Raw genomic sequence first — 23495 nt, 5'->3', positions numbered from 1 at the left:
CTTGCTCTTCGAACGATGGATAGCGAGGGCGGCAATGGCGGCGTTCACATTGAAGATCAACGGGCGCGAGCATCAGGTCGATGTCGATCCCGGAACTCCCTTGCTCTGGGCCATCCGTGACAATGTCGGGCTGACCGGTACGAAGTATGGCTGCGGCGTCGCGCAGTGTGGCGCCTGCACCGTCCATGTCGATGGCCAGACCGTGCGCTCCTGCTCGTTGCCCGTCTCGGCGGTCGGAAAAAGCGAGGTGACCACGATCGAGGGGCTGACCAGCAAGGAAGCCGTCGCCGTGCAGAAGGCCTGGGCGGCGCACGATGTGCCGCAATGCGGCTACTGCCAATCGGGGCAGGTCATGAGCGCCGCTGCGCTGCTCGGTCTTAACCCCAAGCCGACCGATCAGGACATCGACCTGGCAATGAACGGCAACATCTGCCGCTGTGCGACCTATGTCCGCATCCGCGCCGCGATCCATTCCGCGGCCAAGTCGCTGGAGGGTTGACCATGAATGCACATGTGAAGCCCGCTGCCTCAACCGCATTGTCCCGGCGTTCGCTGCTGAAAGCAGGCGCAGGTCTGGTGCTTGCCACGTATCTCGCCCGCAGCGGTGTCGCTTACGCGCAGGATGGCGCCGCGGCCAAGTCCGTCAACATCGCGCCGAACACGTTTCTGGTGATCGGCCAGGACGACACTGTCACCGTTCTCTGCAAGCACATCGAGTTCGGGCAGGGCCCGTTCACCGGCATGGCCACGCTGGTGGCCGAGGAGCTCGATGCCGATTGGTCGCAGATGCGCGCCGATCATGCGCCCTCGAATCCGGTGCTCTACAAAAACCTGCTGTTCGGGGTGCAGGGTACCGGCGGCTCCAGCGCAATCGCCAATTCCTACGAGCAGATGCGCAAGGTCGGCGCCGCCGCGCGCGCGATGCTGGTGGCCGCGGCCGCCGACGAATGGAAGGTCCCGGCCGAGGAGATCACGGTCGAGAAGGGCCTCATCAAGCATCCGTCCGGCAAGCAGAGCGGCTTCGGCGCGCTGGCCGCCAAGGCGATGCAGCAGCCGGTGCCGGCGAACCCGCAGCTCAAGGATCCCTCCGCCTTCAAGCTGATCGGCAAGGAAGGCGCGGTGACCCGGCTCGACAGCGTGGCGAAGTCGAACGGCTCGGCCGAGTACACGCTCGACATCAAGGATCCGGGGACGTTGACCGTTCTGGTGGCGCGCTCGCCGCGGTTCGGCGGCACGGTGGCGTCGTTCGACGCGTCGGCGGCCAAGGCCGTGTCGGGAGTGGTCGACGTCAAGGAGGTGCCGAACGGTGTAGCCGTCTATGCCGAGGGGTTCTGGCCGGCGAAGACGGCACGTGACCTTCTCAAGATCACCTGGGACGACAGCAAGGCGGAGACGCGCGGCACGGCGCAACTGCTGGAGGAGTTTCGCGCCCGTGCGAAGAAGCAGGGCGCCCTGGTGAAGCAGGAGGGCGACGTTGACGCCGAGATCGCCAAGGGCGGCAAGCTGATCGAGACCGAGTTCGTCTTTCCCTATCTGGCCCATGCGCCGATGGAGCCAATCAACGCCTTCATTCACTGGAAGGGCGATACCGCCTCGGCGCGCTATGGCAGCCAGTTTCCGACGCCTGATCACGCCGTGATCGCGCAGGTGCTTGGGCTCGACATCGCCAAAGTCGATCTCAAGACGATTCTCGCCGGCGGCAGCTTCGGCCGGCGGGCGCAGCAGTCGACCCACGTCGCCATGGAGCTGGCGCAGGTCGCCAAGGCGATCGGGCCGGGACGTCCGGTCAAGCTGGTGTGGACCCGTGAGGATGACATGCGCGGCGGCTACTACCGACCATTCAGCCTGCACCGAATGCGCGGTGTGGTCCGCGACGGCAAGATCGTGGCGTGGTCGGATACGATCGTCGGGCAGTCGATCATGAAGGGCTCGCCGTTTGAGGCGATGACCATGAAGAACGGCCTCGATTCGACGGCCTATGAGGGCTCCAACGAGATCCCTTACCAGGTGCCGAATTTCCGCTGCGACCTGCATCAGGTCGATGTCGGCGTGCCCGTGCTGTGGTGGCGCTCGGTCGGCCACACCCATACTGGCTACGCCGTCGAGGCGTTCGTCGATCAGTTGCTCGAAGCCGCCGGCCAGGATCCTGTGGAGGGACGACTGGCGATGATGGCCGACAAGCCGCGTCACGCCGGTGTGCTCAAGGCGGTCGCCGAGCTCGCGGACTGGAAGGGCGCCAAGCTCGAGGCGGGCCGCGCCCGCGGCGTTGCCGTGGTCGAGAGCTTCAACACCTACGTCGCCCAGGTGGTCGAGCTGTCGATGGGGGCCGACGGACCGGTCGTGCACAAGGTGTGGTGCGCTGTCGACTGCGGCGTCGCAGTCAATCCCGACATCATCCGCGCCCAGATGGAGGGCGGCATCGGCTTTGCGCTCGGCCACATCCTCTATGCGCAGCAGCCGCTCGACGAGGGACGACCGGTGTCGGGCAATTTCGACACCTACCGCTCGCTGCGCATCCACGAGATGCCGCAGATCGAGGTTGCGATCGTGCCGTCGACCGAGAAACCCTCGGGAGTCGGCGAGCCCGGCGTGCCGCCGCTGGGACCTGCCGTCGCCAACGCCATGGCCAGGCTGGGTCTGCCGCGCCCGACCCAACTGCCGATCCGGCCGGGAGACACCGCATGAGCCTGTTCAGAACGGCGACGATGGCGCTGCTCGCTGGCAGCCTGGCTGCGGTTGCGATCGTAGCCCTGCCGGCACTGCGGCGCGCCGATGCGGCGCCCGAGGCCACGCACGTCGCCGGCGGGCTCAAGCCGGTGGCGGACTTCGCCAGGATCAAGAGCAAGGACGAGCGCGCCGTGGCGCTGTTCGAAGAGGCCGGCAAGGTACTGCAGTCACCGCGATGCATGAACTGCCACCCGGCCGGCGACCGGCCGACCCAGACCGACAGGATGATTCCGCATCAGCCGCTGGTGGTCCGCGGCGAGGCCGGCATGGGTGCCCCCGGCGGGCTCGCCTGCACGACCTGCCACCACGAGGCCAATTTCGACGCGGCGCGCGTGCCCGGTAATCCCAAGTGGCAGCTGGCCCCGATCGAGATGGCTTGGCAGGGCAAGTCGCTCGGCCAGATCTGCGCACAGATCAAGGATCCAAATCGCAACGGCGGCAAGACCATGGCGCAGCTGATTCACCATATGGCTGAGGATGAGCTGGTCGGCTGGGGCTGGAATCCGGGAGCTGGGCGGACCCCGGCCCCGGGAACCCAGAAGCAGTTCGGCGAGCTGATCAAGGCCTGGGCCGACGCCGGAGCGGCCTGTCCGAAGGGCTGAGGCGGGATTGCGCCCCTGCGCGTGCAATGCCCCTCGGCCCTGATGAGCGCAGCGACATCCGGGTTTTCCGGCAGAGCACGTGAGACCCCGCATGTCGCTATCGCCGACGCGCGTCCCGCGCGCCGGCTGTCGCTCATCCGGGCGACGGGGGGGCTCCCACCCGGCTCGACGGCATGGCCCAACTGGTGCGATTTTTGCTCTTGGGGTCTTGGCAAGTCGCAATGGACCCGTTAAAGAACCGGCTTCCAGGCGGGCCGGCTGTTGCTGGCGCGCCTGTGCGCGCATTCCGAAAGTTGAGAGGAGCCAGCATTCCTTTTGAGGATATCCGTTTGGATTTCTCGGAAGGAAGAAGGATCTTTCTGCTCTCGAATGCCGCAGGGGAGGTCGGTTCGCCGATCACTCCGAATCCTGTCCGAGACTGCAGGCGCCGGCGCGGAAATCCAGTTTCCTCAATGGCTTAATCATCCAGCCTGCATAGACGGGTGAAGACCGGATTTCGGCGTGTCCACTGCCTTTGTCGTGGTGGCATGCAGGTTTGGTTCGAACCTCGACACTCCGCGGGCTCTCAGGGCTTTCGGAAGGGCAGGCTATTCATCGCCGTTTTGCCTTTCGTGTCCTCGGGTTCTTCCGTCCGGAGGTCAGGTTTGGTGGGATGGCGGGTGCAACCCGGCGGTCCCGCTTTCGGGCGAAGGCCGCCAACCGGAGAGAGCTTGCTGTGGAACGAGCGGCAAAAAAAGAGGCGGTCGAGCAGCTGCACGAGGTCTTCAAGACCACGGGCGTTGCCGTCGTCGCTCACTATTCCGGCCTCACCGTGGCTCAGATGCAGAACCTGCGCAAGCAGATGAAGCAGGCTGGTGCGTCGGTGAAGGTCTCGAAGAACCGTCTCGCCAAAATTGCTCTTGAAGGCACGGACGTCGTCGGCATCGGTCCCCTGTTGAAGGGGCCGACCGTGATCGCAACTTCGAACGATCCTGTCGCGGCGCCCAAGGTTGCCATCGAATTCGCCAAGGCGAACGAAAAGTTCGTCATTCTCGGCGGCTCGATGGGCTCAACCGTCCTGAATGTCGACAGCGTGAAGGCTCTGGCCTCGCTGCCGTCGCTGGACGAACTGCGCGGCAAGCTCGTCGGCCTGATCCAGGCTCCGGCGACCAAGCTGGCCCAGCTCGCCAACGCTCCCGCGGCCAAGGTCGCGCGCGTCATCCAGGCTCATGCCTCAAAGGGCGAAGCGGCCTGACGCCCTTCGCAAACACTCACAACCTGGTTTCGAACCGAACCACACTAAAGGACTACATCAATGGCTGACCTGCAGAAGATCGTCGACGACCTCTCGGCCCTCACCGTTCTCGAGGCTGCTGAGCTCGCGAAGCTCTTGGAAGAGAAGTGGGGCGTGTCCGCCGCGGCCGCCGTGGCCGTCGCCGCTCCGGGCGCTGGTGGCGCCGCTGCCGCTCCGGCGGAAGAGAAGACCGAGTTCACCGTTGTCCTGGCTTCGGCCGGCGACAAGAAGATCGAGGTCATCAAGGAAGTCCGTGCCATCACCGGCCTGGGCCTGAAGGAAGCCAAGGACCTGGTCGAGGGTGCTCCGAAGCCGGTCAAGGAAGGCGTCAACAAGGACGAGGCCGAGAAGATCAAGGCTCAGCTCGAGAAGGCCGGCGCCAAGATCGAGCTCAAGTAATCGCTTCGATTGCGCGAACGAAGTCCCTGGGCTGCCATGGGCAGGTCGGGGGCTTTCGACAGATTATGATGATCGGGTGGTAACATCGCCCGGTCATCATGTGGACAAGGAGTTTTGCAGGGGTATTGGGCGCGGCTCGGAATCACTGCAAAAGGCGTGCAACGGAACCGTCCGTTGTGGGCCGAACACGGAAAAGTGTGGAGATTTAGGGGCTTCGCTCTCGAATCTCGATTATTGTCAACCCATATTGGGTCGGCAGCACGAAAAGCCGGTTGATCGGTGGAGTGGCGTCTCCGTCCGTAAGCCGTTGGGAGATAGGCAATTTCGGGCTTTTGCAGTCCGTGACGAGATGGTTGTGACGAGCGGGTGCGTCCTCGCGCCTCGCGCGTCGTTTTGCGTTTTGCTGGTCTGAAGAACAGATCTGGGACATTTCCGTTCCGGCTCTGGGCCTCAGATCCTCGAAATGGATCGAAATTCAACCCGAAGGGGCGGTGGCAGCCGCTGTTTCGGAAGGTTCGCCCCTCCGGGCGACGAAATGAGAGGCCACGATGGCGCAGCAGACATTCACCGGTCGCAAACGCGTTCGCAAGTTCTTTGGACACATCAAGGAAGTCGCGGAGATGCCGAACCTCATCGAGGTTCAGAAGGCGTCCTACGACCAGTTCCTGATGGTGGACGAGCCCACGGGTGGCCGGCCGGATGAGGGCCTGCAGGCGGTGTTCCGCTCGGTATTCCCGATCTCCGACTTCTCCGGCACCTCGATGCTGGAGTTCGTCCGCTACGAGTTCGAGCCGCCGAAATATGACGTCGACGAGTGCCGTCAGCGCGGCATGACCTTCGCTGCGCCGCTCAAGGTGACCTTGCGCCTCATCGTGTTCGATATCGACGAGGAGACCGGCGCGAAGTCGGTCAAGGACATCAAGGAGCAGGACGTGTACATGGGCGACATTCCGCTCATGACCATGAACGGCACCTTCATCGTCAACGGCACCGAGCGCGTCATCGTCTCGCAGATGCACCGTTCGCCGGGCGTGTTCTTCGACCACGACAAGGGCAAGACCCACTCGTCGGGCAAGCTGCTGTTCGCCGCCCGCGTCATCCCGTATCGCGGCTCCTGGCTCGACATCGAGTTCGACGCCAAGGACATCGTGTTCGCGCGCATCGACCGTCGCCGCAAGCTGCCGGTGACGTCGCTGATGTTCGCGCTCGGTCTCGATGGCGAGCAGATCCTGTCGACCTTCTACAAGAAGCTGATCTACAAGCGCATCAAGGAAGGCTGGCGCGTTCCGTTCGACGCCAACCGCTTCCGCGGCTATTCGACCGTCAACGACCTGATCGACGCCGACACCGGCAAGGTCGTGCTCGAGGCCGGCAAGAAGCTCACCGTTCGCGCCGCCCGCCAGCTCCAGGAGAAGGGGCTGAAGGCGCTGCGCATGTCGGACGAGGAGCTGCTCGGCAACTACATCGCCGAGGATCTCGTCAATCCGAAGACCGGCGAGATCTATGCCGAGGCCGGCGAGGAGATCACCGACAAGCTGTTCAAGGTGCTGAACGAGCAGGGCTACAAGGACCTGCCGCTGCTCGACATCGACCACGTCAATGTCGGCCCCTACATCCGCAACACGCTGTCGGCCGACAAGAACATGACGCGTGAGGACGCGCTGTTCGACATCTACCGCGTGATGCGTCCGGGCGAGCCGCCGACGCTCGATTCGGCGCAGGCGATGTTCCAGTCGCTGTTCTTCGATGCCGAGCGCTACGACCTCTCCGCGGTCGGCCGCGTCAAGATGAACATGCGCCTCGAGCTCGATGCGCCGGACACCCAGCGCACTCTGCGCAAGGAAGACATCCTGGCGGTCATCAAGACCCTGGTCGACCTGCGCGACGGCAAGGGCGAGATCGACGACATCGACCATCTCGGCAATCGCCGCGTCCGCTCGGTGGGCGAGCTGATGGAGAACCAGTACCGCATCGGTCTCTTGCGCATGGAGCGCGCCATCAAGGAGCGCATGTCGAGCGTCGACATCGACACCGTGATGCCGCAGGACCTGATCAACGCCAAGCCGGCCGCCGCCGCGGTGCGCGAGTTCTTCGGCTCGTCGCAGCTGTCGCAGTTCATGGACCAGACCAACCCGCTGTCGGAGATCACCCACAAGCGCCGCCTGTCGGCGCTCGGACCGGGCGGTCTGACGCGCGAGCGCGCCGGCTTCGAGGTGCGCGACGTGCATCCGACGCATTACGGCCGCATCTGCCCGATCGAGACGCCGGAAGGTCCGAACATCGGCCTGATCAATTCGCTGGCGACGTTCGCCCGCGTCAACAAGTATGGCTTCGTCGAGACGCCGTACCGCAAGGTCAAGGACGGCCGCGTCACCGACGAGGTAGTGTATCTGTCCGCCATGGAGGAGGGGCGCTACCGCGTCGCGCAGGCCAACGTGCCGCTCGATGCCAAGGGCCGCTTCACCGAGGACCTCGTGGTCTGCCGTCATGCCGGCGAAGTCGTGCCGATGACGCCCGACAAGGTCGACTACATGGACGTGTCGCCGAAGCAGCTGGTTTCGGTTGCCGCGGCCTTGATCCCGTTCCTCGAGAACGACGACGCCAACCGCGCGCTGATGGGCTCGAACATGCAGCGCCAGGCGGTGCCGCTGGTTCGCGCCGAGGCGCCGTTCGTCGGCACCGGCATGGAAGGCGTGGTTGCCCGTGACTCGGGCGCCGCGATCGCGGCGCGCCGCTCGGGCGTGATCGACCAGATCGACGCCACCCGCGTCGTCATCCGCGCCACGGAAGATCTCGATCCGACCAAGTCGGGCGTCGATATCTACCGGCTGATGAAGTACCAGCGCTCGAACCAGTCGACCTGCATCAACCAGCGTCCGCTGGTGAAGGTCGGCGACATCGTCAAGAAGGGCGACATCATCGCTGACGGTCCGTCGACCGATCTCGGCGAGCTCGCGCTCGGCCGCAACGTGCTGGTCGCGTTCATGCCGTGGAACGGCTACAACTTCGAGGACTCCATCCTGCTCTCCGAGCGGATCGTGAAGGAGGACGTCTTCACCTCGATCCACATCGAGGAATTCGAGGTGATGGCCCGCGACACCAAGCTGGGTCCGGAGGAAATCACGCGCGACATTCCGAACGTGTCGGAAGAGGCGCTGAAGAACCTCGACGAAGCCGGCATCGTCTATATCGGCGCGGAGGTGCGCGCCGGCGACATCCTGGTCGGCAAGATCACGCCGAAGGGCGAGAGCCCGATGACGCCGGAAGAAAAGCTCTTGCGCGCCATCTTCGGCGAGAAGGCCTCCGACGTTCGCGACACCTCGCTGCGGGTGCCGCCGGGCGTGCAGGGCACAATCGTCGAGGTCCGCGTCTTCAACCGTCACGGCGTCGACAAGGACGAGCGTGCGCTGGCGATCGAGCGGGAAGAGATCGAGCGTCTGGCCAAGGACCGTGACGACGAGCAGGCGATCCTGGACCGCAACGTCTACAGCCGTCTCGCCGACATGCTGGACGGCCGCCAGGGCATCTCGGGGCCGAAGGGCTTCAAGAAGGATACCAAGATCACGCGTGCGGTGCTCGACGAGTATCCGAAGTCGCAGTGGTGGCTGTTCGCCTCGCCGAACGACAAGCTGATGGCCGAGATCGAGGCCATGCGGAAGCAGTACGACGAGTCGAAGAAGGGGCTGGAACAGCGCTTCCTCGACAAGGTCGAGAAGCTGCAGCGTGGCGACGAGCTGCCGCCCGGCGTGATGAAGATGGTCAAGGTCTTCGTCGCCGTGAAGCGCAAGATCCAGCCGGGCGACAAGATGGCGGGCCGTCACGGCAACAAGGGCGTCGTGTCCAAGATCGTGCCGATCGAGGATATGCCGTTCCTCGAGGACGGCACCCATGCGGACATCGTGCTGAACCCGCTCGGCGTGCCCTCGCGCATGAACGTCGGGCAGATCCTCGAGACCCATCTCGGCTGGGCCTGCGCCGGCCTCGGCAAGCGCATCGCCCAGACGGTCGATGCCTACCTGTCGAAGCAGGACGTCAAGCCGCTGAAGGAGACCTTGAAGCGGATCTACGGCGATGACGAGACCATCAAGTCGCTCAACGACAACGAGTTGATCGAGCTTGGTCACAATCTGAGCCGCGGCGTGCCGATCGCCACGCCGGTGTTCGACGGCGCCAAGGAGGCCGACATCGAGGAGATGTTGAAGCTCGCCGGCCTCGACGCATCCGGTCAGTCGACGGTCTATGACGGCCGCACCGGCGATGCGTTCGATCGCAAGGTGACGGTCGGCTACATCTACATGCTGAAGCTGCACCATCTGGTCGACGACAAGATCCATGCGCGTTCGATCGGCCCGTACTCGCTGGTCACCCAGCAGCCGCTGGGCGGCAAGGCCCAGTTCGGCGGCCAGCGTTTCGGCGAAATGGAGGTGTGGGCGCTCGAAGCCTACGGCGCGGCCTACACGCTGCAGGAGATGCTGACGGTGAAGTCGGACGACGTCGCCGGCCGCACCAAGGTCTACGAGGCGATCGTGCGCGGCGACGACACGTTCGAGGCCGGTATTCCGGAATCGTTCAACGTGCTGGTCAAGGAAATGCGCTCGCTCGGCCTCAACGTCGACCTGCACAACTCCAAGCTCGGACCGGCGCCGACGTCGGAAGCCGCCGAGTAGTTCAAGAGGTCATGCCCGGCCGTCTCGGACGGCCGGGTGCCGGCGCCTTCCCCCGCGGGTCAGGACAAGGCGCCCGTTGAGAGATTTTCGAATTTGCGGCCGACCCCCGATCGGCCCGCGAGGAGAATACGATGAACCAAGAAATTATGAATCTCTTCAATCCGACGACGCCGGCTCAGGTCTTCGACCAGATCCGGATCTCGATTGCGTCTCCGGAGAAGATTCTGTCCTGGTCCTACGGCGAGATCAAGAAGCCGGAAACGATCAACTACCGTACCTTCAAGCCCGAGCGCGACGGCCTGTTCTGCGCCCGCATCTTCGGGCCGATCAAGGACTACGAGTGCCTGTGCGGCAAGTACAAGCGGATGAAGTACAAGGGCATCATCTGCGAGAAGTGCTCGGTCGAGGTGACCCTGTCGCGCGTCCGGCGCGAGCGCATGGGCCATATCGAGCTCGCCGCTCCCGTCGCGCACATCTGGTTCCTGAAGTCGCTGCCGTCGCGCATCGGCCTGCTGCTCGACATGACGCTGAAGGATCTCGAGCGGATCCTGTACTTCGAATACTACGTCGTTCTCGAGCCGGGTCTGACCGCGCTCAAGGACCGTCAGCTGCTGTCCGAGGACGAGTACCTCAAGGCGCAGGACGAATACGGCCAGGACAGCTTCACCGCCATGATCGGCGCCGAGGCCATCCGTGAGCTCTTGCGCGGCCTCGAGCTGGAGAAGCTCGAGCAGACGCTGCGTGCCGAGATGCAGGAGACCGACTCCGACATCAAGCACAAGAAGCTCGCGAAGCGCCTGAAGATCGTCGAGGCGTTCCGCCACTCCGGCAACAAGCCGGAATGGATGATCATGACCGTGGTTCCGGTGATCCCGCCGGACCTCCGCCCGCTGGTGCCGCTCGACGGCGGCCGTTTCGCGACCTCCGACCTCAACGACCTCTATCGCCGCGTCATCAACCGCAACAACCGCCTGAAGCGGCTGATGGAGCTGCGCGCGCCCGACATCATCATCCGCAACGAGAAGCGCATGCTTCAGGAGGCGGTGGATGCGCTGTTCGACAACGGCCGCCGCGGCCGCGTCATCACCGGCGCCAACAAGCGTCCGCTGAAGTCGCTCGCCGACATGCTCAAGGGCAAGCAGGGTCGCTTCCGTCAGAACCTGCTCGGCAAGCGCGTCGACTACTCCGGCCGTTCGGTCATCGTGGTCGGTCCCGAGCTGCGCCTGCACCAGTGCGGCCTGCCGAAGAAGATGGCGCTCGAGCTGTTCAAGCCGTTCATCTATTCGCGGCTCGACGCCAAGGGCCTGTCGACGACGGTCAAGCAGGCCAAGAAGCTGGTCGAGAAGGAGCGTCCGGAGGTCTGGGACATCCTGGACGAGGTCATCCGCGAGCATCCGGTGCTCCTGAACCGCGCGCCGACGCTGCATCGCCTCGGCATTCAGGCGTTCGAGCCGGTGCTGATCGAGGGCAAGGCGATCCAGCTGCATCCGCTGGTCTGCTCGGCCTTCAACGCCGACTTCGACGGCGACCAGATGGCCGTGCACGTTCCGCTGTCGCTCGAAGCGCAGCTGGAAGCGCGCGTCCTGATGATGTCGACCAACAACATCCTGCATCCGGCCAACGGTCAGCCGATCATCGTGCCGTCGCAGGACATCGTGCTCGGCCTCTACTACGTCTCGATCATGCGCGAGGGCATGCCCGGCCAGGGTATGGCGTTCGGCAACATGGCCGAGCTCGAGCATGCGCTGCACGCCAAGGCCATCCATCTCCACAGCAAGATCAAGTATCGCTGGGAGGGCATGGACGAGACCGGCAAGATCGCCAAGCGCTGGATCGAAACCACCGCGGGCCGCGTCATGCTCGGCAATCTCCTGCCGAAGCATCCGCGCGTCACGTTCGAGGTCATCAACAAGCTGATGACCAAGCGCGAGATCTCGGGCGTGATCGATCAGGTCTATCGTCACTGCGGTCAGAAGGAGACGGTGATCTTCTGCGACCGCATCATGGCGCTCGGCTTCTACAACGCCTTCAAGGCGGGCATCTCGTTCGGCAAGGACGACATGGTCGTGCCGGCGGGCAAGTGGAAGATCGTCGACACCACCCGTACGCTGGCGAAGGATTTCGAGCAGCAATACAATGACGGTCTGATCACCCACGGCGAGAAGTACAACAAGGTCGTCGACGCCTGGTCGAAGGCCAGCGAAGAGATCGCCAAGGAGATGATGAAGGAGATCTCCGTCACCAAGAAGACGGCGACGGGGGCGGATGCCGACATCAACTCGATCTACATGATGTCGCATTCCGGTGCCCGCGGTTCGCCGGCCCAGATGCGTCAGCTCGCCGGCATGCGCGGCCTGATGGCCAAGCCGTCGGGTGAGATCATCGAGACGCCGATCATCTCGAACTTCAAGGAAGGTCTCTCGGTTCTCGAGTACTTCAACTCGACCCACGGCGCCCGCAAGGGTCTCGCGGACACCGCGTTGAAGACCGCGAACTCGGGCTACCTGACCCGTCGTCTGGTCGACGTCGCGCAGGACTGCATCATCACGCAGGACGATTGCGGCACCCATCTCGGCATCAAGATGCGCGCCATCGTCGATGCCGGCACGGTCGTGGCCTCGCTCGGCTCGCGCATCCTGGGCCGCGTGCCCTGCGACGACGTGCGCGATCCCGCGACCAACGCGGTGCTCGTCAAGGCCGGCACCTTGATGGAGGAGAGCCACATCGACGCCATCCAGCAGGCTGGCGTGCAGGAGGTGAAGATCCGCTCGGCGCTGACCTGCGAGCTGGTCAACGGCATCTGCAAGATGTGCTACGGCCGCGATCTGGCGCGCGGCACGCCGGTCAACCACGGTGAGGCCGTCGGCGTCATCGCCGCGCAGTCGATCGGTGAGCCCGGCACCCAGCTGACGATGCGCACTTTCCACATCGGTGGTGCGGCGCAGCTGAACGAGCAGTCCTTCGTGGAATCGAACTTCGAAGGCAAGGTGGTCATCAAGAACAAGGCGATCGCCCGCAACAGCGAGGGTCATCTGATCGCGATGGTCCGCAACATGGTCGTGACGATCGTCGACCCCGACGGCACCGAGCGTGCGACGCACCGCATCCAGTACGGCGCGCGCATGCATGTCGACGACGGCGACATGATCAAGCGCGGCCAGCGCATCGCCGAGTGGGACCCTTACACCCGTCCGATCCTCACGGAAGCCGAGGGTACGATCGGGTTCGAGGATCTGACCGAGGGTCTGTCGATCTCGGAAACGCTCGACGAGTCCACCGGTATTGCCAAGCGCGTGGTCATCGACTGGCGTGGAACGCGCGGTGGCGCGGATCTGCGTCCGGCCATCGTGATCAAGGGCAAGGACGGCAAGGTGCTCAAGCTCGCCCGCGGCGGCGATGCCCGCTACATGCTGTCGGTCGACGCGATTCTGTCGGTCGACGTCGGCTCGACGGTGAAGCCGGGCGACATCCTCGCGCGTATCTCGACGGAAAGCGCCAAGACGCGCGACATCACCGGCGGTCTGCCGCGGGTGGCGGAGCTGTTCGAAGCGCGCAAGCCGAAGGATGCCGCGATCATCGCCGAGATCGCCGGCACCATCCGGTTCGGTCGCGACTACAAGAACAAGCGTCGCATCTCGATCGAGCCGGTCGACAAGACCGAGGAGCCGCGCGAGTACCTGATCCCGAAGGGCAAGCACATCCATCTGCAGGATGGCGACATCGTCGAGAAGGGCGACTTCATCGTCGAAGGCAACCCGGCGCCGCACGACATCCTGGCGATCAAGGGCATCGAGGAGCTCGCGGCCTACCTGGTCAACGAGATCCAGGAGGTCTACCGGCTGCAGGGCGTGCTCATCAACGACAAGCACATCGAGGTGATTGTCCGCCAGATGCTGCAGAAGGTGGAGATCACCGACCAGGGCGATACCGACATGATCTCGGGCGAACAGGTCGACAAGATCGAGTTCGACCTGCTGAACGCGAAGGCCGTGGAGGAGGCGAAGAAGCCGGCCACAGGCACTCCGGTTCTGCTCGGCATCACCAAGGCGAGCCTGCAGACCCGGTCGTTCTTCTCGGCGGCCTCGTTCCAGGAGACCACCCGCGTCCTCACCGAGGCGGCGGTCAACGGCAAGATCGATCCACTCGAGGGTCTCAAGGAGAACGTCATCGTAGGACGTCTGATCCCGGCCGGCACCGGCGCCTCGATGGCCCGCATCCGCGAAGTCGCCTTGAAGCGCGACAAGCTGATTCTCGACGAGCGCGAGAAGCAGGCGGCGATCGTGCCGGCGCAGCCCGAGCCTCAGCCGCTCGCGCTGCCGCCGGCGGAGTAAACGGACGGTTGCGGCATGACCCCGACGGTGTCGGGGTCTGCCGTGCGTTCATCACGCGTAGAAAAGGCCGGCGTTTGCCGGCCTTTTTTTGACATTTTCTTCTCCTGTTGCCGCGCTGCTGCCCCGTTGTTCATCTTCCCTTCAGGGACAGAGGCGCTTTTGGAAGCATCAGATCCGCTGAGCTGATTTCCGTCGATTCCCGTGGCGATGCGCCGATTTGCTCCGGCGCAAATCTTTTGCGGGCCGGTTACGCTATGGCCGATCGAGCCCCGAGGGTGGCAGGACCCCTGTATGGACGACCGGCAACGTCGCTGACAGCCGGAGATGGCGGAACTTCGATGCTTGACCTTGCGATTGTTGGTGGCGGTCCGGGTGGCCTGATGAGCGCCTGGTATCTGAGGCGCAAACTCGGCGATCTCTGCAAGGTGACGATCTACGAGGCATCCGACCGGCTCGGCGGCAAGATCGTGACGCGCAAGTTCGATACCGCACCGGCGATGTATGAGGCTGGTGTCGCGGAAATCTACGACTACTCGATGACCGGCCCCGATCCGCTGCGCGAGCTGATCCAGCATTTCGGGCTGCAGACGATTCCGATGGATGCGCTGCAGGTCCAACTCGACGGCGAGCTGCTCGACGACGTGCCGGGGCTGCGCCGCAAATACGGCCCGAAGACGGCCGCTGCGGTCGAGGCGTTCCGCAAGCGTTGTACCGACGTGATGTCGCCGGTCGAATATTACGAGGGCGTCGGCGCCCACGATAACGAGCACCCCTGGGCCTACAAGACCTGCGAAGAGCTGCTCGACGAGGAGGTCGAGGATCCCACGGCCAAGCGCTTCTTCAAGGTGATGTCGCGCTCCGACCTCGCGACCGAGGCCCACAACACCAACGGCCTCAATGCGCTCAAGAACTTCGTCATGGATATCGACGACTATATCGGCCTGTACTCGATTCAGAACGGCAACGAGCAACTGATCGAGTGCCTGCGCTCCGAGGTCGATGCCGACATCCAGCTCAATCATCGCGTGCTCCGCATCGGCAAGACCGAGGCGGGTCGCTACCGGCTCAACATGATGAACGGCAAGGGGCCGGAGACGCGCGAGTTCGATCTCGTCCTGGTGTGCCTGCCGCATTCCTGGCTGTCGACGGTCGGCTGGGAGGGCGAGAAGCTGCGCCAGTCCATGGTCAAGCACATCGCCTATTTCGATCGTCCCGCGCATTATCTGCGCGTCTCGATCCTGTTCGACGAGCCGTTCTGGGGCGAGAAGATTCCGGGCTCCTGGTTCATGTCGGAGGCGTTCGGCGGCTGCTGCATCTACAACGAGGGCTCGCGCCACGATGTCGGCAAGCACGGCGTGCTCAACTGGCTGATCGCGGGCTCGGATGCGCTCGCCTTCGCCAACCTCTCGGACCAGGAGCTGATCGATGCCGCGCTGAAGTCGCTCCCTGCTGCGCTCGGCGACGCGCGCGCACACTTCATGGAAGGCAAGATCCACCGCTGGCTGTCGTCCGTCAACGCGCTGCCCGGCGGTCTGCCGGTACGCGACGTCATGACCAATCACCGGCCTGAGCCGAAGGAGCACCCCGGCATCGTCGTGGTCGGTGACTATCTGTTCGACTCGACCCTGAACGGGCTGCTCGATTCGTCGGACGCCGCCACCGACATCATCCTGACCGAAATGATGCGGCTGCGCCGCGCCCGCTCGCAGGCCGAAACGCCGCTGTCCGACAAGATCGACCGTGACTATTTCGACAATTATCGCGGGCAGGGGCCGTACAGCGAAGCGTGGTCGCAGTTCACCGATCCGGACTATCTGACCAGCCTGATCAAGATCGTTTGGAACCGGGCCGGCAAGGGCAAAGGCTACAAGCTCTTGGTCGCCGGCTCCGCGAGCGGTGAACTGGTGGGAGCGCTCCGCGAGCGCGGCATCGATGCCTGGGGCATCGAGAACAACCGCTACATCCATGGCAAGACGCCGAAGGCGCTGAGGAAATACAACAAGCTCGGCTCGATCACCGATATGCCATTCAAGACCGGTGAGTTCGATTTCGTGTTCGAGACCAGCCTCTGCCATCTCGGTGACAAGCAGGTTGCGCGCGCGATCCGCGAGCTCAACCGCGTCGTCAAGACCGGCCTCGTGTTCGGCTCGATCACCTCGGACATGGCTCCGGCGCTGGTCGACCGCTACGACCTGCTGCGTGGGGTCAAGAAGCTCGGCACCTGGTGGGAGTGGTCGGAGCTGTTCTTCGGCAACGGGTTCGATCTGGCCATGCACCGCCGCGATTGCACCGACGAGGTGTGGGCAGCGACACTCGCGGCCAACAAGGGGCCCGGCCAGTGGTACGCCGACGCCGACAGCCTGCGCTATTCGTTCTTCGACAAGGTCGAGGACGAAGACTAGGCTCGCGGCACAGCCGCCGGCATTTCGAGGCAGGGCCGCGGGCGTTGACCGGCATCTCGATGCTGTCTTGCGTCCGCGGCGCTTGTGACCGTGCTGGTTGCGTGACAGGGCCGCGTCTTGGTCGCGGCGGGTGCGGCACCGTATGGCGAGAATGCTGGCGGCAGGCGGACACAGGTGGTAAAGCCGAGCCGCTTTAATCCGTTACGGTCATACTGGCCGTGCAGGATCGGTTCGTTGAATGGCGCCCAAATCTTCACCGCCGCGAAATCAGACGTCCGCAACGGCAGCTGATCCTGCCGATGATTTGGACAAGCGGGGGCCGGCGGCGGCCGTGCCTGCCGTTCCAAAATCCGGAACAGCGAAGACGTCGGCGACAGAGAAGGCTGACGTCGTCGGCGACGATGAGGACGATGACGAGGAGGACGGTGAAGAGGCCGGCCTCGACCTCGACGATGATGACGACGACGAGGATCTCGTCGTCTACACGGCCCGCGAGGCCGCCGGTGCGCTTGCAACCATCTACGGCTTCGTCTCGCCGCTGCTCGCCAGATACAAGAAGATGCTGGCCTTCGTGTCGATCGGTGTCCTGATCGAGACGCTGTTCAACGTCATCATGCCGCTCAGCCTCAAGTTCCTGATCGACGATGCGCTCGGCGAAGAGGATTTCGAGGCGCTCTATCGCATCCTCGGCGTGCTGGCCGCTGCGGGCATCTTCACCTCGATCATTGCCGTGCTCTACGAGCGCTGGGATGCGCGGCTCGCGGCCTGCGTCATCTCGGACGTCCGCACCCGTCTGTTCGATCACGTGCAGAACCTGCCGGCCGCCTATTTCCAGCGCACCAAGCGCGGCGAGATCCTGTCGCGCTTCTCGGTCGACATGTCGGCGTTCGAGAACGTCGTGAAGAGCTTCGCCAACAGCGCTGTGCTGCCGTTCCTCGAGCTGATTGCGGGCATCATTCTGATGCTGTTCCTGAACTGGCAGCTCGCTGCGATCGCGCTGCTGGTGTTTCCGATCACCCTGATCGGCCCGCGTATCCTGACGCCGAAGGCGGTTCAGGCCAATTACGAGCAGAAACTGAACGAAGCGTCGCTGCTCGGCGTGATCCAGGAGAACATCGCGGCGCAAGCCGTCATCAAGGCCTTCAGCCTCCACCGCAAGGTATTCGGCTGGTTCAGCTTCCGCAACGACGCGGCGCGGCGCAAGATGGCCGATGCGATGTTCCTGTCGACCATGGTCGAGCGCACCGTCACGATCTCCGTGCTGCTGCTGCATCTCGTCGTGCTCGCTCTCGGCGCCTATCTCGCCACCAAGGGCCAGATCACGATCGGCACCTTCGTCACCTTCGAGAGCGCATTCTGGGAGGTGTCCTACAACATCGCCCATGTCATGCATTTCGTGCCGGTGTCGATCTCCTCGGCGGCCGCGATCCGGCACATGCAGGAGCTGTTGGACGAGCCGACCCGCGGCGCCGACCGGCCGGGCGCGCCGGATCTGCCCCGCATCAGCCACGACATCACCTTCGAGCGCGTGACCTTCCAGTACGAGGGCAGCGAGACGCCGGTGCTCGACAATCTGAGCCTCAAGCTCGACGTCGGCAAGCGGATCGCGATCGTCGGTCCGTCGGGCTCGGGCAAGAGCACGCTGCTCAACCTGATCCTGCGGCTCTACGTACCCGATGAAGGCCGCGTCACCATCGACGGCGTCGACATCCGCAAGGTGACGCGCGATTCGCTTCGCGGCAGCATGGCCGTGGTGTTCCAGGACAACATGCTGTTCAACATGTCGCTGCGGGAGAACATCCGGCTCGGCAAGGAGGGCGCCACCGACGCGGAGGTGGAGGAGGCGGCCAAGAAGGCCGAGATCCACCGCTACATCATGAGCCTGCCGCAGAAATACGACACCATCGTCGGCGAGCGCGGCGACACGCTGTCCGGTGGACAGCGCCAGCGCATCGCGATCGCCCGCGCCATCATCCGCAACCCGTCCGTGCTGCTGCTCGACGAGGCCACTTCGGCGCTGGACCAGACCACGGAAGCCGCGATCAACCGCACCCTGCTCAAGGTCGCCAAGGGCCGCACCATGATCTGGTCGACCCACCGCCTGACCTCGGTGGTCGAGATGGACGAGATCATCGTCATCTCCGGCGGCCGGGCGATCGAGCGCGGCAGCCACGCCGAGCTCTTGGCGAAGAATGGGACCTATCGCAAGCTCTGGGATGACCAGGGCCATCAGCCGAGCCGGCAGGATCAGGCCGACGACGACAGCGATGACGAGGAGGACGACGACGAGGAGGATGATGACGAGGAATAGACGTTGAGCGGCGCATTGGTCTTCGTCAGCCGCTGCCGAACCCCGCGGCCGAGCGAGACGGCAAAGCGCGCCCAGCGTTGCGCCTGCCAATAGGGGCTGGCCCCGATCGAGACCGATCGGAAATTCCATGCCTTCTCGAGCGACCACGCATCGCAGGCCGTCTTGACCGGGTCCGCATAGAAGGCCGCGATCTTGGCCTCGCCCATGCCGTCAGTCGCCAGCCAGCGCGGAATGTGGCCGTTGCAGAGGCGCTCGACATCGGTGAACACCTTGTCGGAACCGGTGCCGGTGACGGGGCAGGTGGTGCAGAAGGCGTCGCCGACGAGCACGACACCCGGCATGCGGTACCCGCTGTTGATGGTGAGATCGGCGGGCCGGACCCGCACCTCGCCGCTCACGGCGTACTCGCCCGTGATCCGCCGCAGGCCGGGCAGGGCGGCGGCCAGCGTTTCGACTGGGTTGCGGCGGATCGCCCGAAGCCAGGGATCATCGACCTCGCGGTAGGCGAACAGGTTCGCCCGCATGCGCTCGCCGATCGGGAACAGGGTGATGTAGGGCACCCGCGCCTTGGCTCGTTCCTGGAAATAGGTCATGGCCGGGAATGGGAAGGCGGAACGGCCGACCGGCGTCAGGTCGAACCCGATCGAGATCGAATGGGCGGGGCTGGTGATCGTGCGGGTGATTCCCAGCATGTGCCGCAGCCCGACGTTCAGCCCGTTGGCGAGCACGACGAGGCGGGCGGAGATCGTCTGCCCGTTGGACAGCACGACCGACTGGCGATCCTCGGTTGGCGTGATCGCTACGGCCTTGGCGACGATTCGCGTCACAGCGCCTGGGATCTGGTCGCGCACCGCCGTCACGAGCGCATCATACGGAATGCCGTATTGCTGGACCTGAGCCCGTTCGAGCACGTAGCCGAATCGGGCGATCCAGTTCTCCGGGGCCAGGGTGGCTTGGGTCAACGCCTTGTCGGCGATCCCGGTGCGACGGAATCGGCCGATCTGCTCGGCACCGGAGATCTTCTCGATTCGAAAGTCGGGCGGGGAGACCGCGTGGGGATCGACGAGAATCGCGGGGATGCCGGCCATTCCGAGCATGGCGGCCGTGATCGAGCCGCTCAGGCCGCCGCCAATGATCGCAATGTCGGTATATTCTGTCACCAGGCGCCTCGTCGCGGCGCCATCCTTGTCGGCCAAAGCCGAAAAAAGCCTTATCTTCAATGTTTCTGGACATGTCCCGGGCTGGAGAGGCGCCTGCACTCGCAGGGCTGTGCGGTCTGCAGATACCTCGGACGGCGGGGGCCCTGTCGGGACCGGAAACCGCAGCGGCCAGAAGCGCTTCTTTGCGCGTCCTGCGGCGTCGTTTTGCTTGACTTGGATATTTACCGCTTATAAAAGGCCGGCACTCAACGACAGGCGGTGAGCTTCGCCAGCGTCGGTACGGATCACCCAGACCGCCCGAAACAGGGCGGGACGGGCACCACCCTCGACGAATGCCGCTCAAACGCTGTCGATCATAGCTAGGCAATGCCAAAACGATATTAGATCTCTCGAGCTCGTTCTCCTGAGACCAATTTCGGATGCATGACCTCGGTAGGCCGCCCGCCAGCGCAAGCTGACTGGTGGTGATCGCGGTCCTCTGTGGCGTCAAGCGCTTTCCGTTCAGCGATGGACGGTTGGCGCGATTTCGTTTTGCGTGGGTTTTGATCGCGCGAAACGGCCCGGTGAGGCGGGGAACCTCGAACAGAATTTGCGGAAGCCGGTCGCGGTCTCCGTGCGAACGTTGAGAAGGGTGAAGGCCAAGATGCCGACGATCAACCAGCTGATCGCAAATCCGCGCGAAGTGCAGAAGTCGCGCAAGAAGGTGCCGGCGCTGCAGCAGTCGCCGCAGAAGCGTGGCGTTTGCACGCGCGTCTACACCACGACCCCGAAGAAGCCGAACTCGGCGCTTCGTAAGGTCGCCAAGGTGCGCCTGACCAACGGCTTCGAGGTGATCGGCTACATTCCGGGTGAAGGCCATAACCTGCAGGAGCACTCGGTGGTCATGATCCGCGGCGGCCGCGTCAAGGACTTGCCGGGCGTGCGCTATCACATCCTCCGCGGCGTGCTGGATACCCAGGGCGTCAAGAACCGTAAGCAGCGCCGTTCGAAGTATGGCGCGAAGCGTCCGAAGTAAGACGTTCGAGAGAAGCGGGAACAAGATCACATGTCGCGTCGCCATTCAGCCGAAAAGCGTGAAGTGCTTCCGGATCCGAAGTTCGGGAACATCATTGTCACCAAGTTCATGAACTCGGTGATGTACGCCGGCAAGAAGTCGGTCGCCGAAGGTATCGTCTACGGCGCGTTCGGCATCATCGAGGCCAAGACCAAGCAGAGCCCGCTGACGGTGTTCGAGCAGGCCCTCGAAAACGTCATGCCGACCATCGAGGTTCGCTCCCGTCGCGTCGGCGGTGCGACCTACCAGGTGCCGGTCGAAGTTCGTTCGACCCGCCGGCAGGCGCTGGGCATCCGCTGGCTGATCTCGGCCGCGCGCGACCGCAACGAGAAGACGATGACCGAGCGGCTTTCGGCGGAGCTGCTCGACGCCTCGAACAATCGGGGTAACGCCGTGAAGAAGCGTGAAGACGTGCACCGGATGGCGGAAGCCAACCGCGCCTTCTCGCACTATCGCTGGTAACGGCGACCCGAACGGAAATCAGGGAACACACCCATGCCCCGCCAACACGCCATCGAAGACTATCGCAACTTCGGCATCATGGCGCATATCGACGCCGGCAAGACCACGACGACCGAGCGCATCCTCTATTATACCGGCAAGAGCCACAAGATCGGCGAAGTGCACGAAGGTGCCGCGACGATGGACTGGATGGAGCAGGAGCAGGAGCGTGGCATCACGATCACCTCGGCTGCGACCACCGCGTTCTGGAACGGCAAGCGCCTGAACATCATCGACACCCCCGGCCACGTCGACTTCACCATCGAGGTCGAGCGCAGCTTGCGCGTGCTCGACGGCGCCGTGTGCGTGCTCGACTCCAACCAGGGCGTCGAGCCGCAGACCGAGACCGTCTGGCGCCAGGGCGACAAGTACAAGGTTCCGCGAATCGTCTTCGCCAACAAGATGGACAAGACCGGTGCCGACTTCTTCAAGTGCCTGGCCGACATCGTCGACCGCCTGGGCGCGAAGCCTGTTGCGATCCAGCTGCCGATCGGCGCCGAGAACAATTTCAAGGGCTGCATCGATCTCGTGACGATGAAGGCGATCGTCTGGAACGACGAAGCGCTCGGCGCGAAGTTCGACTACGTCGAGATCCCGGCTGATCTCGCCGACCAGGCCAAGGAATATCGCGAGAAGCTGGTGGAGGCCGCCGTCGAGCTCGACGACGACGCGCTCACCGCGTTCCTGGACGGCAAGGAGCCGGACGAGGCGACTCTGAAGCGCCTGATCCGCAAGGCCGTGCTGACCGGCGCGTTCTATCCGGTGCTGTGCGGCTCGGCCTTCAAGAACAAGGGCGTGCAGCCGTTGCTCGACGCCGTTGTCGACTATCTGCCGTCGCCGCTCGACGTGCCTGCGATCAAGGGCACCGACGACAAGGGCAACGAGGTTGTGCGCAAGGCGGACGACAAGGAGCCGCTGGCGCTGCTCGCGTTCAAGATCATGGACGACCCCTTCGTCGGCACGATCACGTTCTGCCGCATCTATTCGGGCATCCTGACCTCGGGCACCGGCGTCGTGAACTCGACCCGCGAGAAGAAGGAGCGTATCGGCCGCATGCTGCTGATGCATGCGAACAACCGCGAGGACATCAAGGAAGCCTATGCCGGCGACATCGTCGCCCTCGCAGGCCTCAAGGAAGCCCGCACCGGTGACACGCTGTGCGATCCGTCCAACCAGGTGATCCTGGAAAAGATGGAATTCCCGGAGCCGGTCATCGAGATTGCGATCGAGCCGAAGTCGAAGGCCGACCAGGAGAAGCTCGGCGTTGCGCTGGCGAAGCTGGCCGCTGAGGATCCGTCCTTCCGCGTGTCGACCGATCACGAGTCGGGCCAGACCATCCTCAAGGGGATGGGCGAGCTCCATCTCGACATCAAGGTCGACATCCTCAAGCGCACCTACAAGGTCGATGCGAACATCGGCGCGCCGCAGGTGGCGTTCCGTGAGCGTATCACCAAGCCGGCCAACGTGGACTACACCCACAAGAAGCAGACCGGTGGTACCGGCCAGTTCGCGGCCGTGAGCCTCGTGGTCGAGCCGAACGAGCCCGGTGGCGGCTACGTGTTCGAGTCCAAGATCGTCGGCGGTGCGGTTCCGAAGGAATACATCCCGGGCGTCGAGAAGGGCATCGAGAGCGTGCTCGGCGCGGGCGTCGTCGCCGGCTTCCCGGTGGTCGACGTCAAGGTGGCGCTGGTCGACGGCAAGTATCACGATGTCGACTCGTCGGCGCTGGCCTTCGAAATCGCCTCTCGTGCGGCTTTCCGCGAGGCGCTGCAGAAGGGCAAGTCGGTTCTGCTCGAGCCGATCATGAAGGTCGAGGTGGTGACCCCGGAAGACTACACCGGCTCGGTCATCGGCGACCTGAACTCGCGTCGTGGCCAGATCCAGGGCCAGGACATGCGCGGCAATGCCAACGTCATCAACGCGATGGTGCCGCTCATGAACATGTTCGGTTACGTGAACAACCTGCGCTCCATGAGCCAGGGGCGCGCGACCTTCACGATGCAGTTCTCGCACTACGCTGAAGCGCCGGCCAACGTGTCGGCCGAAGTCCAGAAGAAGTTTGCCTGAT

The 23495-nt window shown here is 64.1% G+C and carries 13 protein-coding genes; 12 read left to right on the top strand and 1 reads right to left on the bottom strand.

All coding sequences use genetic code 11. The features are described from left to right. Positions 1-34: 34 nt before the first annotated feature. The 9 genes from QW861_RS03940 to QW861_RS03900 all read left to right on the top strand — a co-directional run bounded on the left by QW861_RS03940 (position 35) and on the right by QW861_RS03900 (position 18712). On the top strand, positions 35-499 hold the full coding sequence (locus QW861_RS03940) for a (2Fe-2S)-binding protein (protein WP_316171205.1): 465 nt from the start codon (positions 35-37) through the stop codon (positions 497-499). A gap of 2 nt (positions 500-501) precedes the next feature. Next, the gene (locus tag QW861_RS03935; RefSeq protein WP_316171206.1) at positions 502-2685 is read left to right on the top strand and encodes a xanthine dehydrogenase family protein molybdopterin-binding subunit; all 2184 of its coding nucleotides are present in this window, start codon (positions 502-504) and stop codon (positions 2683-2685) included. Further along, positions 2682-3329, top strand: a complete 648-nt coding sequence (locus tag QW861_RS03930; protein ID WP_315749613.1) for an Isoquinoline 1-oxidoreductase subunit — start codon at positions 2682-2684, stop codon at positions 3327-3329. The genes QW861_RS03935 and QW861_RS03930 overlap by 4 nt, the downstream gene beginning before the upstream one ends. A gap of 715 nt (positions 3330-4044) precedes the next feature. Then, on the top strand, positions 4045-4563 hold the full coding sequence (gene rplJ, locus QW861_RS03925) for a 50S ribosomal protein L10 (protein WP_008963452.1): 519 nt from the start codon (positions 4045-4047) through the stop codon (positions 4561-4563). Positions 4564-4623: 60 nt separating this feature from the next. Next, positions 4624-5001, top strand: coding sequence for a 50S ribosomal protein L7/L12 (gene rplL / locus QW861_RS03920; protein WP_172108050.1), 378 nt, complete (start codon positions 4624-4626; stop codon positions 4999-5001). A gap of 548 nt (positions 5002-5549) precedes the next feature. After that, on the top strand, positions 5550-9668 hold the full coding sequence (gene rpoB / locus QW861_RS03915; RefSeq protein ID WP_315714569.1) for a DNA-directed RNA polymerase subunit beta: 4119 nt from the start codon (positions 5550-5552) through the stop codon (positions 9666-9668). A gap of 131 nt (positions 9669-9799) precedes the next feature. Continuing rightward, positions 9800-13999 (top strand): DNA-directed RNA polymerase subunit beta', encoded by a 4200-nt coding sequence (gene rpoC / locus QW861_RS03910; RefSeq protein ID WP_315714568.1) that lies wholly within the window; start codon positions 9800-9802, stop codon positions 13997-13999. Between the two features lie 338 nt (positions 14000-14337). Next, complete coding sequence (locus QW861_RS03905) at positions 14338-16401, top strand: FAD-dependent oxidoreductase (RefSeq protein ID WP_315714567.1); 2064 nt, start codon at positions 14338-14340, stop codon at positions 16399-16401. A gap of 238 nt (positions 16402-16639) precedes the next feature. Next, a complete protein-coding gene (locus QW861_RS03900; protein WP_315749615.1) occupies positions 16640-18712 on the top strand; it encodes an ABC transporter ATP-binding protein in 2073 nt (690 codons plus the stop codon). Here QW861_RS03900 and QW861_RS03895 read toward each other — a convergent pair. Further along, a complete protein-coding gene (locus tag QW861_RS03895) occupies positions 18649-19872 on the bottom strand; it encodes an NAD(P)/FAD-dependent oxidoreductase (protein ID WP_315749617.1) in 1224 nt (407 codons plus the stop codon). The two genes, QW861_RS03900 and QW861_RS03895, sit on opposite strands and share 64 nt — an antisense overlap. Before the next feature lie 643 nt (positions 19873-20515). Here QW861_RS03895 and rpsL point away from each other — a divergent pair. From rpsL to fusA, 3 genes are read left to right on the top strand one after another with little or no spacing between them, the layout of a single operon-like run. Beyond that, positions 20516-20887, top strand: a complete 372-nt coding sequence (gene rpsL, locus QW861_RS03890) for a 30S ribosomal protein S12 (protein WP_006611834.1) — start codon at positions 20516-20518, stop codon at positions 20885-20887. Positions 20888-20917: 30 nt separating this feature from the next. Continuing rightward, positions 20918-21388 (top strand): 30S ribosomal protein S7, encoded by a 471-nt coding sequence (rpsG, locus tag QW861_RS03885; RefSeq protein ID WP_006611835.1) that lies wholly within the window; start codon positions 20918-20920, stop codon positions 21386-21388. A 33-nt stretch (positions 21389-21421) separates the two neighbouring features. After that, positions 21422-23494 carry an elongation factor G gene (fusA, locus tag QW861_RS03880; protein ID WP_315714564.1) on the top strand — a complete coding sequence of 691 codons (2073 nt, stop codon included), beginning with the start codon at positions 21422-21424 and terminating at the stop codon, positions 23492-23494. The last annotated feature ends 1 nt before the right edge of the window (position 23495 follow it).

It is taken from the genome of Bradyrhizobium sp. SZCCHNRI1029 (assembly GCF_032487555.1).
GTDB lineage: Bacteria > Pseudomonadota > Alphaproteobacteria > Rhizobiales > Xanthobacteraceae > Bradyrhizobium.
Note: the sequence above shows the minus strand (reverse complement) of the source record. Positions and strands in the feature narration are given on the sequence as shown.

Coding starts and splice junctions, on each gene's coding strand:
- QW861_RS03940 (WP_316171205.1), top strand. CDS start 35: ATGGCGGCGTTCACATTGAAGATCAACGGGCGCGAGCATCAGGTCGAT.
- QW861_RS03935 (WP_316171206.1), top strand. CDS start 502: ATGAATGCACATGTGAAGCCCGCTGCCTCAACCGCATTGTCCCGGCGT.
- QW861_RS03930 (WP_315749613.1), top strand. CDS start 2,682: ATGAGCCTGTTCAGAACGGCGACGATGGCGCTGCTCGCTGGCAGCCTG.
- rplL (WP_172108050.1), top strand. CDS start 4,624: ATGGCTGACCTGCAGAAGATCGTCGACGACCTCTCGGCCCTCACCGTT.
- rpoB (WP_315714569.1), top strand. CDS start 5,550: ATGGCGCAGCAGACATTCACCGGTCGCAAACGCGTTCGCAAGTTCTTT.
- rpoC (WP_315714568.1), top strand. CDS start 9,800: ATGAACCAAGAAATTATGAATCTCTTCAATCCGACGACGCCGGCTCAG.
- QW861_RS03905 (WP_315714567.1), top strand. CDS start 14,338: ATGCTTGACCTTGCGATTGTTGGTGGCGGTCCGGGTGGCCTGATGAGC.
- QW861_RS03900 (WP_315749615.1), top strand. CDS start 16,640: ATGGCGCCCAAATCTTCACCGCCGCGAAATCAGACGTCCGCAACGGCA.
- rpsL (WP_006611834.1), top strand. CDS start 20,516: ATGCCGACGATCAACCAGCTGATCGCAAATCCGCGCGAAGTGCAGAAG.
- rpsG (WP_006611835.1), top strand. CDS start 20,918: ATGTCGCGTCGCCATTCAGCCGAAAAGCGTGAAGTGCTTCCGGATCCG.
- fusA (WP_315714564.1), top strand. CDS start 21,422: ATGCCCCGCCAACACGCCATCGAAGACTATCGCAACTTCGGCATCATG.